Origin of the sequence: uncultured Lactobacillus sp., assembly GCF_902491705.1 — a bacterium.
Classification (GTDB): Bacteria; Bacillota; Bacilli; order Lactobacillales; family Lactobacillaceae; genus Lactobacillus.
The window spans coordinates 1-11,258 of sequence record NZ_CABUIW010000065.1 but is presented as its reverse complement, the minus strand read 5'-3'; the positions used below and the strand labels follow the sequence as shown (position 1 = coordinate 11,258).

Sequence of the window (11,258 nt, the reverse complement as noted above, 5' to 3'; positions counted from 1 at the left end):
TAGTGAATCGACTATCCCGTCGGATAATCAATTCACTATTAAGCTTAGAATGTTTTGTTATTCAGCTACTTTTTCAGATTCAAGGCGCTGCTTGTGCCAATCTAAAATCATGTTAACGATGGCGTTAGCTACGTTAGTGTTTTTAAGAAGTGGACCGTGTGAATATGAACCGATAAAGTTGCGGTAACGCAAACCTTCAACGTGGTCTTGTGGGTTATTGCCGTAGCCTTCGATTATATCGCCGAGGGGATGCAACTTGTCTTTATTGTCGAAGTAAGTTTGACCTGAGTGATTTTCAAAGGCCTTAACTTCGCCCCATTCGGTCATGTAACGTGTATCACCGATCATTCGCTTGTCAGACTTGAAGATAGTGTGCAATGGCAAAATGCCTAATCCTGGAATAGTTACACCAGAATTAGTCTTGTAGTAGCTACCCATAAGTTGGTAGCCACCACAGATGCAGAGCATTGGCTTGTCGCTGTTGATGTATTTTTCAAGCGTTTCTTTGTGGCGTGGCAAGTCTTTAGCAACCACAGTTTGTTCAAAGTCTTGACCGCCGCCGAAGAATACGAAGTCATAATCGAAAGCATCGAATTCGTCACCAAGTGAGATGTTATCAACTTGTGTGTCATAACCTTCGCGCTTAAGTAAAAATCTTAGAATTTTAACGTCTCCAGAATCACCGTAGGTGTTCATTAAGTCTTCATAAAGATATGCAATTTTGATCAATTTATCATTACTCATTTTATCGTCCCTTACAATTTGTTAGAAATTCATGTACTTATTATAGCTTAAAGTAATTAAATTTTGCGATAAAAGATTTTTTTCAATCATTAATATTTTCTTGTGCTGCCAAGTGATTGATTGGTCCAAATTTTGAGCCAACATTAATTGGGTGAGAAATTGCTTCATAGGTGAAGTCCTTAGCAATTTTTACACTGTCAATTAAAGAAGTTCCTTTAGCAAGTTCTGCTGCAATGACTGCGGATAGAGTGTCGCCAGTACCGTTTACGCGGTCAGTCTTAAAGTATGGTTTAGTGAAAGTATGGAATTCGCCATCTTCAGTTAATAAAATGTCGGTAACTTGCTTTTCTTTACCATCATGACGACCTTTCATTAAGACATTCTTAGCACCCATATCTTGTAACATCTTGGCACCTTTTTTAACCTCATCAACGTCATTTAATTCAAGACCGGTGAGTTTTCTTTGTTCATAAAAGTTAGGCGTAATGATGTCGGCAAGTGGAACAAGGCGATTGATGAAAGTATTGTAAGAATCGTCGTCCATTAATGTGTTGCCATGCTTGGTAGAAATTACGGGGTCAATTACGATCTTACCAAAATCGTATTTTTCAAGATTATCAGCTACAACATTCATTACCTTAGAGTCAGCAACCATTCCTGTTTTAGCGGCATTGATGGTAAAATCTTCTGCTAAAACGTCGAATTGCTTTTGGATGAAATCAAGTGGCATTACTTGTTGGGCATAGATCCCCGTTGTGTTTCCCGCAACGGCGGCAGTTAATAATCCCATTCCGTAAACGCCACGTGCGTAAAATGAGTGTAAATCTGCAGGCATCCCTGCGCTACCATCACTGTCATTACCAGCAATAGTGACTGCAATTTTTTGATCTTGATCTGTCATAATTTGAAGGCCTCTCTTACTAAAATCATTTACTCAAAATTATAGCGCGATTAATTGCTTAACTGCTAGAAACTACACTTCAAAAACAGTAAACTAATTAAGAAAGCGCTTTTGATAGGAAGAGAATAATCATGAAAGAAAAATATATCTTAGCGATTGATGAAGGAACCACATCAACCAGAGCAATTATCTTTGATCATAATGGTAAAGAAGTTGTTTCAGCTCAAAAAGAAATTACACAATATTTCCCTGAACCAGGTTGGGTTGAACATGACGCAAATGAAATCTGGATGGCAGTGCAAACTACGATAGCTAATGCCTTTATTCAATCAGGTATTTGGCCAGGTCAAATTGCAGCAATTGGAATTACTAATCAGCGTGAAACTACAGTGGTCTGGGATAAGGATACTGGTAAGCCAATTTATCATGCAATTGTATGGCAATCACGGCAGACAACTGATTTAGCTGAAAAATTGAAAAAAGACGGCTATGGCGAAAAAATAAGAGAAAAAACAGGTTTGATTGTTGACCCATACTTTAGTGCAACCAAGATTCGCTGGATTTTGGATCATGTTCCAGGAGCACAAGAAAAGGCTGAACAAGGCAAGTTGCTTTTTGGAACAATTGATAGCTGGCTTGTTTGGAAATTAACTGATGGTGCAAAGCATGTTACTGACTACACAAATGCTTCTAGAACCATGCTTTTTAATATTCATACTTTGAAGTGGGATAAAGACATCTTAGATTTGTTGAATATCCCAGAAAAAATGTTGCCAGAGGTTCGTTCAAATTCAGAAGTTTATGGAACAACCGCTACATACATGTTCTTTGGTGGAGAAGTGCCAATTGCTGGGATGGCCGGTGACCAACAAGCCGCATTGTTTGGTCAACTTGCATTAAAGCCAGGAATGGTGAAAAACACTTATGGAACAGGTGCCTTCATCGTCATGAATACAGGAGACAAGCCAACTGAGTCTAATAATAATTTGCTTACAACAATTGGCTATGCAATTAACGGTAAAATTACATATGCTCTAGAAGGATCGATCTTTGTGGCAGGTAGTGCGATTCAATGGCTGCGTGATTCAATGAAGATGATCAAGAGCGCTCCTGATTCTGAGAAGGCTGCTTATGAATCAACTTCTGAGAATGAAGTCTATGTGGTGCCTGCATTTACGGGACTTGGCGCACCATATTGGGATGCGGAAGCACGTGGTGCAATTTTCGGTGTTACACGTGGAACTACTGACAAAGATATGATTAAAGCAACGCTTCAGTCACTTGCATATCAGACTAGGGATGTAGTTGATACAATGCAGAAAGACTCTGGTATTGATATTCCAGCTCTTCGCGTTGATGGCGGTGCAAGCAACAATAATTATTTGATGCAATTCCAAGCAGATATTTTAGGTAAAAAGATTGAACGGACCAAAGTGTTAGAAACAACAAGTATGGGTGCCGCATTTTTGGCAGGACTTGCTGTAGGCTATTGGAAGAATATTGATGAATTGAAACACGTCTTTACTATTGGTCAGGCCTTTGAACCTAAGATGGGCGATTTGGAGCGAAAGAAATTATATAATGGCTGGCAGCGTGCAATTAAAGCTACACAAGTTTTTGCACATGGTGAATAATAATGACGATTGGCGAAGCTTTGAAAAAAGAGCGGAAAGAATTGGGTTTAACTCAAACAGAGATGGCAGGCAATGTTTTAACGAAATCTTTTTATTCTAAGGTTGAACGCGGGCAACATGAAATAAAAGCCATTGATTTAATAGAAATTTTGCGTCTACATGATATCAATGTTTCTCAATTCTTTAATCAGATTGGAAAGAATCAAAAAATAGATGATCAAGACTATAGCTCTAAAATATATCTGTCTAAGTTACATCGAGCTTATTATCAAAAAGATTTAGGCCAGCTTTCTGAATTACAAGAGCAATTAAAAGGAGAAGTGCAGACTAGTGAAATTTTAAATTTAGAAACACAAGCAATTGTGATAAAAGCATATTTAACACATAGTTTAAATAAGCTTACGGATAAAGAAAGAACAGATATTAAAAAGCAAATATTCAAAACAAAAGACTGGAATGAAAATTCATTACGATTATTAGCGATAGCTATGCCGCTTTTTGATCTAGAAGATTTGAAAATTATTATTAATACTATTTTTAATAAGTACTATTCAATGAAAAATATCTCAAGCATTCAACAAGAGCTGGTATCTGCAATTGCTGTTAATTATTTAGGGCTGTCCTATCGTGAAGACAACAAAGATAGAAAAGAAGTAAATTTGGCTTTGTCTATACTTAAACAATTGAGTTGTGAACCTAAGAATTGCTTTGCTAAAATTATGGAACAATATTATATAGCTCAATATAATCACGATAAAAAGAAAGCAGAGAAAATTAGGCAATTTTTTATTGAAAATGATATGGGCTATTATGTAGGAAAAGATTAATTAATGGCGAAGGTGTCGAATGTGACACTTTCGTTTTTTGTTTTTTAATAAACAAATATGATTATTATGGTACTTAAAATACTATTTTTTGTATAAACGAAAGTAGTGAAAACTATGAACGTAAACTTCAAATGGATCATTAAAAATTTGCCATTTTGGCTACTTATCCTTATTGTCATTACTTTAATCGCTGGTGGCTTTGAAGGAGTTATCAACGGTATAATCTTGGGACAATTTCCAAATTTAGTTGGTAAAAGTGGCACAGAATTAATCCTATTTTTGATTAAAAGTACAATTATTTTCATTGCCACATATACTGCCATTGTTTTGCAGAATATTTTTCTTAACATGGCTCGTAAGCGTCTTAGAGTGAAGCTGAAGAAAACAATGTTGATTAATAGCTTCGCCTTAAAAGAAGATGCTGCTAGTGGACTTAATCATATTAGTAATGATGCTACCAAAATTGATGATCAATATTTTGCTGTAATCGCTGGCATTTTGTCAACTGGGACGGCTGCAGTTATTTCAACGATCTATGTTCTGAGAGTAAACTTATTAATGGGGATCATCTTTGTTGCTTTCTCATGTTTAAGCCTCATCCCAATGCTTTTTGGTAAAAATAAGCTGGGACAGTTAGGTGAGCAATGGAGTAATGAAAATAGCAAAATGATGCGCTCAGCAAGTGACTGGTTCAAGGGGATGCGTGATATTTTGCAATATCAAGCTCAAAAACCGTTCTTTAAACGAGTTAGCCAAGATGTTGAAACTAGTGAAAATACTTTATTAAAGCAAGAAAACCTGCAGTGGTGGATTCAATATGCTAACTTACTTTTCACGGTTTTAGCAATTATTGCTCCATGGGCAATTGGTTTTTACTTTATTACTACGCACCAATTTGGTGTAACAATTAGCGCACTGCTTTCGTTAACCTTATCAGCTAATAGTGTTGTACAAAACTTCCGTGGATTAATGCAGTATTGGGCACAAGTTGCCAGTACCACCGAAATTAGAAAAATTAAGCTTGCTAAGCAAGACATTTTTGAAGAAGCTGAGACAGATAATTCTGAACCAGACATTGAATTTAGCGATGTCAGCTTAATTTACAAAGATCATCCGATTTATCAAAATGTGAATTTCGATTTAACTTATGGGCAAAAGGTATTACTTCAAGGCCCATCTGGATCAGGTAAAAGTACTCTGCTTAATATGATTTCTGGCCTACTTAAGCCAACGCATGGCACAATAAAAATTGGTGGCGAGAATCCTAACCCAGTTCAATCAGTTTATATTGCACAAACGCCATGGCTATTCCAAGGAACGATTAAAGATAATCTTTGCTTAGGCGAATCATTTACAGATCAACAGCTACTAAAAGTATTAAACGAAGTTGGATTGGTTGACGAGTTAGGAAATGATCCATTAGAGCGAGTAATTCATCCGGAAAAAGAAGATTTATCAGGTGGGCAAAAACAAAGGCTAGTTATCGCTAGAGCGTTATTGCGAGATCGGCCAATTATTTTACTTGATGAAATTACCGCTGCACTTGATGAGAAAAACTCAGATGAAATTAGAAAGATTTTGTACAATACGCCAAAGACAATAGTTGAAAGTGCACACCACATTAATTTTGACCTAATAAAGAAATATGGTTTTACATCCTGGCAAATTGAAAATCATCAATTAGTGAAAAAGTAGCTAAATTTGAGTCGATTATAATCGGCTCTTTTTTTGCTATAATAAAGGTGTTAATAAATTCACAAGAAAGGGCGGCAGTTAAAGATGGAACATGAAAGAATCTTAGCTTTAGATGGGCCACTTAACTTCAGAGATATTGGCGGCTATAAAAATAATAAAGGGCAACATGTAAAGTGGAATAAAATTTATCGTTCTGATTCACTTAGTTCTTTATCAGAAGAAGATGAAAAAAAGCTCGCTGATCGCCGCATTGTTGTTGATATAGATTTACGTTCAAAATATGAACAAAACGCCGCGCCAGATAAAAGATGGCCTGGCGTTAGATACGTAGATGCTCATATTTATTCAGAAAATCCTAAAGAAAATAAGGGCGATAATAAGTTATATAGATTCATCCATCATATTCCTGATATGGGTGATAACTTCTTAGGCAAGATCTATCAACAAGTTTTGCTTAATACGCATAGCCAAGAAGAATTTGCCAAGATTTTTGCGGAACTAATCGAATTACCTGAAGAAGATGCCCTTGTATATCACTGTAGTGCCGGTAAAGACCGTACTGGTATGACGTCGGCTTTAATCTTAACTGCTCTTGGCGTTGATGATGATACGATCGCCCAAGACTATTTACTTACTAATGAACTTTACGACTTCGCCATCTCTAAGCAATATCCTGATGAAAATCAAATTGCAAAGCTCGTTTCAAAAATGAATTTGACTAAAGGTGAAGGACCGGCCATTCGCGGCATTACTGAAACAATTCGTAAAGGTTGGGGCAGTTTTGATGCATTTTTCAAAAAAGAGCTTGGTTTTAGTCAAAAAGATTTAGATAGATTTAGAAAGATGTATTTGGAATAGGAATAAAATGACAACTTTATCTGATGTAGCTAAAGAAGCAAATGTTTCTAAAATGACGGTATCACGGGTGATTAATCACCCTGAACAAGTAACGCCAGAACTGCGGGCAATGGTCGAAAAGGCGATGGAAAACTTAAACTATCATCCTAACTCTATTGCTCAGGCCTTAGTTAATAATCGCTCGAATGTGGTTAAATTTGTTACTTTGGAAGATATTGATACGACAGAGCCCTATTATATGAACTTGCTGTTTGGCTTTGCTCGTGGTTTAAACTCTAAGCAATATGCGATGCAATTGGTAACAGATCCTAATCAAATTGAAAAGGGTCGTGCAGATGGCTATTTAATTACTGGTGCGCGCAATAAAAATTATGAAATGTTTGATAAGTTAGATAAGCCATTTGTTTTGTTTGGTGAAAATCACCGTGGCTATGACTTCGTTGACAGTGATAACCAAGCTGCAGAAAAAATGGCTACGCAATATGCCTTAGATCGCTTGTATAAGCATATTATTTTTATCGGGATTGATATTAAGGAACCATTTGAATATTCTCGTGAAGCTGGCTATATCAATACTTTGCAGCAACATCAACTGATTCCACAAATTTATCGTGTTTCTAACCATAGTCATGCAGCTCAAAAGTTGGTTCATGATCACTTTAAAGAATTTAAAAAGGATACTTGTTTTATCTGTGCTAGTGACCGTATTGCAGTCGGTGTGGTCCGTGAATTACAAGAGCAAGATGCACGAATCCCTGAAGACTTTGGTGTAATCGGCTTTGATGGTGTCTTTTTGGATCAGGTTTCTAACCCTAAATTAACTACAATTAAGCAGCCAATTTTTGAGATGGGTGAAATGCTTGCTAAAATGCTTTTGCAAAAGATCGCTCAATCAGGTTCACCTCAAGGTGAAGTAATGCTCAAGCCTAAATTAATTAGACGCGGATCAACTAGGTAACAAAAAAGTTTTTTATCATCCAGTTGAAAGCGCTATACTTGTGATAAGAGATAAATTATAGAGAATCACTTTTAAGAGGTATATTATGAAAAAAGTTTTAGCAATTAATTCAGGCAGTTCATCTTTTAAATACAAGTTATTTTCTTTTCCAGATGAACATGTAATTGCCTCAGGTATGGCTGACCGTGTCGGAATGGATAATGCGGTATTTAAGATTAAGCTTAGTAACGGCAAAGAATATATCAAAAACACAGCAATTCCTAACCAAGCTGCAGCTGTTAAATTATTAATGGATGACTTGAAAAAATTCAATGTAGTTAAAGACTTAAAAGAAATTGCTGGTGTAGGTCACAGAGTCGTTAACGGTGGTGAAATCTTTAAAGATTCTGCTGTTATTGACCAAAAGAAGCTCCAACAAATTTTTGATTTAGGAGAACTTGCACCTTTACACAATATTCCTGAAGCAACAGGTATCAAGGCTTTTATGGAAACTATTCCTAACGTGCCACAAGTAGCGGTATTTGATACTTCATATCACACAAGCCTTGATCCAGTGCACTATTTATATTCAATTCCTTATAAGTATTATGAAGAAGATGCCATTCGTAAATATGGTGCCCACGGTATTTCAGTTGAATATGTAGCACGCCGTGCCGCTAGAATGATGGGTAAAAACCCTAACATTGTTAAATTAATTGTTTGTCACTTAGGCTCAGGTGCTTCAGTTACTGCAGTTAAGCATGGCAAGTCATTTGATACCTCAATGGGCTTTAGTCCTTTAACTGGTGTAACAATGGGTACTCGTAGCGGTGACTTTGATCCATCTGCTTTACAACGCTTGATGCATAAAACAGGTATGTCAATTGATGAAGCAGTTGATATGCTTAACCATGAATCTGGCTTACTTGGTATTTCAGGCGTTTCATCTGATATGCGTGACTTGATTGAAAGTAAGGAAAAGAAAGCTAAGCTTGCACGCCGCATCTTTATTAACCGTGTTGTACGTTATGTTGGTGCGTATGCTGCAGAAATGGACGGTGTTGACGGTATTGTCTTCACTGCTGGTGTTGGTGAACATGACTCTGGTGTTCGTGCTGGTGTAATGTCATACTTGAAGTATTTAGGTTTGAAGCCAGACTACAAGGCTAACAGAACTGACGGCGAAAAGTTCATCTCTATGCCTGATTCAAAGGTGAAGGCTTTGATTGTACCAACTAATGAAGAATTAATGATTGCTCGTGAAGTAATTCGTTTAACACGTTAAAAAGAATAGGAAATATTAAATGCATCCCCTAAAGGGATTCATTTTTTGATACCGGTAACATCCACCAATGTATTGAAAACGGTTTCTTTAATCAATTAAACTATGCGTGGAGGAAAAAATTATGGCACATTGGTACGATCACGCAATTATTTATCAAATTTATCCTAAGTCTTTTCAAGATAGCAACGATGACGGTATCGGCGATCTTAACGGTATTCGCAAGCGTATCCCATATTTAAAGAATTTGGGGATCAACGCCGTTTGGCTGAATCCTATTTTTGTTTCGCCTCAAGTAGATAATGGCTACGACGTTTCTAACTACTTTGCTATCGATCCTCATATGGGAACGATGGAAGACATGGAAAACTTAATCAAAGACTTACACAAGGCAGGTATTCACATCATCATGGACTTTGTTTTGAATCATACTTCAGATCAACATCCATGGTTCCAAGATGCGATTAAAAATCCAGATAGTCTGTATCGTGACTATTATATTTTCGCTGGACATGACAATAAGCGCCCTAATAATTGGGGTTCATTCTTTGGTGGCAGCGTATGGGAACCAGATCCAGCAGGAACTGGTCAATCTTATTTCCACTTGTTTGATAAGCGCATGCCAGACCTTAACTGGAAGAACCCAGAAGTTCGTCACGCTATGTTAAAAGTTGCCGAATTTTGGCTTAATAAGGGAATTGATGGCCTGCGTCTTGATGCCTTTATTCACATTGGCAAAGCTAATTTGCAACAAAATTATCCTACTGTTGATGGTGACGATAAGCCAATTATTGCCGAACCATTTTTCGCTAACTTGCCTCAAGTGCAAGAATGGATGAGACCATTCTGTGAACAAATCAAGCAAGATTATCCAGATGCCTTACTACTTGGTGAAGCAGCAAGTGCCAGCGTCAACTTAGCGGTTGATTACACATCCAAACGCAATCATTTAATGGATAGCGTGATAACATTCCGCTACTTTACTGAAGATGATTCAAATGTTGATAAGCGCTTTTCAGATCAATATCAGCCTAAAGATCTTGATTTAACCGCATTTAAGCAAAATCAGGTTGTCTGGCAACAAACTTTAGCTGGTGTGTCTCAACCTACGCTTTATTGGAACAACCACGATATGGCCAGAATTGCGACTAGGGTTGCTAAAACGCAAACTCAAGCTAAGAGTTTAGCAATGTTAATGTATCTGCAACGCGGAATTCCAATTATTTATTACGGCGAAGAACTTGGACTTAAGAATTTGCATTTTAACAGCGTTGATCAATTTGAAGATCAAACTGTTGGTCCTTGGCTTAAAGATGCGGAAAAAGTTATAGGTAAAGAAAAAGCCTTGGAAATGGTGAGCGATACGCATAAACTGCCAGCTCGTGGTCCAATGCAATGGAACGATACTAAGAATCATGGCTTCACTGACGCAACGCCATGGATTAATGGCACTAGCCAAAATGATGCGACAGTTGCCAGTGAATACAATAATGATTCCAGCATGCTTACTTTCTATGAAGACATGTTAAAGCTTAAAAAAGAAGATCTGTTCCAAGACGGCACTTACTACATGATCTCAACTGATAAAGATAGTTACGTATATCAGCGAGATTTAGATGATCAAAGTGCAATCGTAGCTGTTTCATTAAGTGATAAAAAGATAAAGATTAATCTTCCAGCTGACTATTCAGTAGAAATACTGAAAGCTGGAGAATATAAGTTAACTGATGAAGTATTGACCTTGATGCCTTATGCAGGCGTTGTGTTGAAAAAGGAGGAAGTTAACTGTTAGCCAAAATGTAGATAAGTATAGAAAAATGTAGAAATTAGAACTATTTAGAAAGATAAACATGGAGAATAGTTCTATATTGAAAATTTAATATTTTGTTCGCTTGTGTTTAAACGTCTGTTTGCTAAACTTGTGTTTGCATAGGAGGTGGACAGATGATTAAAACACAGGTAGTTAAGCTAAAAGTAAATAAAACCATGCAAAAGCATCTTGATGCTTTATGTGATTATCGCAGATACTGCTGGAATAAAGGCTTAGAGACTTGGCAAGCAATGTATGAAGCTCATACTTTAAGTGATCAAGATAATTTAAGTCCTAATGAACACAGAGTTCGTGATGAATTAGTAGCTAATAAAGAAGATTGGCAATACGAGTTATCTGCTCGCTGTCTCCAATTAGCCGTTAAGGATTTGGCTAAGGCTTGGAAAAACTTTTTTGATAAGGCTCAACCTGATTGGGGCAAGCCTAGATTTAAGTCAAAGAAAGCTCCAAGGCAAGGCTTTAAAACTGATCGAGCTAAGATTGTCAATGGCAAGCTTAGACTTGATAAACCACGAGGTATTGCAAAAGAAAACTGGTTTGATTTACCTA

At 36.9% G+C, this 11,258-nt stretch carries 9 protein-coding genes and 1 pseudogene; 8 read left to right on the top strand and 2 right to left on the bottom strand.

The annotated features are described in order from the left end of the window. Positions 1–57: 57 nt before the first annotated feature. A complete protein-coding gene (locus RDN22_RS09970; RefSeq protein ID WP_308557910.1) occupies positions 58–744 on the bottom strand; it encodes a cobalamin biosynthesis protein CobQ in 687 nt (228 codons plus the stop codon). Positions 745–826: 82 nt separating this feature from the next. Next, positions 827–1,645, bottom strand: a complete 819-nt coding sequence (gene thiD, locus RDN22_RS09965) for a bifunctional hydroxymethylpyrimidine kinase/phosphomethylpyrimidine kinase (RefSeq protein WP_308557908.1) — start codon at positions 1,643–1,645, stop codon at positions 827–829. A 131-nt stretch (positions 1,646–1,776) separates the two neighbouring features. Here thiD and glpK point away from each other — a divergent pair, with 131 nt between their 5' ends. The 8 genes and pseudogenes from glpK to RDN22_RS09925 form a co-directional block, all read left to right on the top strand. Further along, positions 1,777–3,279, top strand: coding sequence for a glycerol kinase GlpK (gene glpK / locus RDN22_RS09960; protein ID WP_308557906.1), 1,503 nt, complete (start codon positions 1,777–1,779; stop codon positions 3,277–3,279). 2 nt (positions 3,280–3,281) lie between these two features. Further along, positions 3,282–4,106, top strand: a complete 825-nt coding sequence (locus tag RDN22_RS09955) for a helix-turn-helix transcriptional regulator (RefSeq protein ID WP_308557904.1) — start codon at positions 3,282–3,284, stop codon at positions 4,104–4,106. A gap of 114 nt (positions 4,107–4,220) precedes the next feature. Next, positions 4,221–5,801 carry an ABC transporter ATP-binding protein gene (locus RDN22_RS09950; RefSeq protein WP_308557902.1) on the top strand — a complete coding sequence of 527 codons (1,581 nt, stop codon included), beginning with the start codon at positions 4,221–4,223 and terminating at the stop codon, positions 5,799–5,801. 84 nt (positions 5,802–5,885) lie between these two features. Continuing rightward, positions 5,886–6,659 (top strand): tyrosine-protein phosphatase, encoded by a 774-nt coding sequence (locus RDN22_RS09945; protein ID WP_308557901.1) that lies wholly within the window; start codon positions 5,886–5,888, stop codon positions 6,657–6,659. A gap of 7 nt (positions 6,660–6,666) precedes the next feature. Then, positions 6,667–7,617: a LacI family DNA-binding transcriptional regulator gene (locus RDN22_RS09940; RefSeq protein WP_308557899.1), complete on the top strand. Its 951-nt coding sequence runs from the start codon at positions 6,667–6,669 to the stop codon at positions 7,615–7,617. Positions 7,618–7,702: 85 nt separating this feature from the next. After that, positions 7,703–8,881 (top strand): acetate kinase, encoded by a 1,179-nt coding sequence (locus RDN22_RS09935; protein ID WP_308557897.1) that lies wholly within the window; start codon positions 7,703–7,705, stop codon positions 8,879–8,881. A 121-nt stretch (positions 8,882–9,002) separates the two neighbouring features. Continuing rightward, on the top strand, positions 9,003–10,670 hold the full coding sequence (locus RDN22_RS09930; RefSeq protein ID WP_308557896.1) for an alpha-glucosidase: 1,668 nt from the start codon (positions 9,003–9,005) through the stop codon (positions 10,668–10,670). Positions 10,671–10,822: 152 nt separating this feature from the next. Continuing rightward, a pseudogene (locus RDN22_RS09925) lies at positions 10,823–11,258 on the top strand (RNA-guided endonuclease TnpB family protein); the annotation flags it as partial.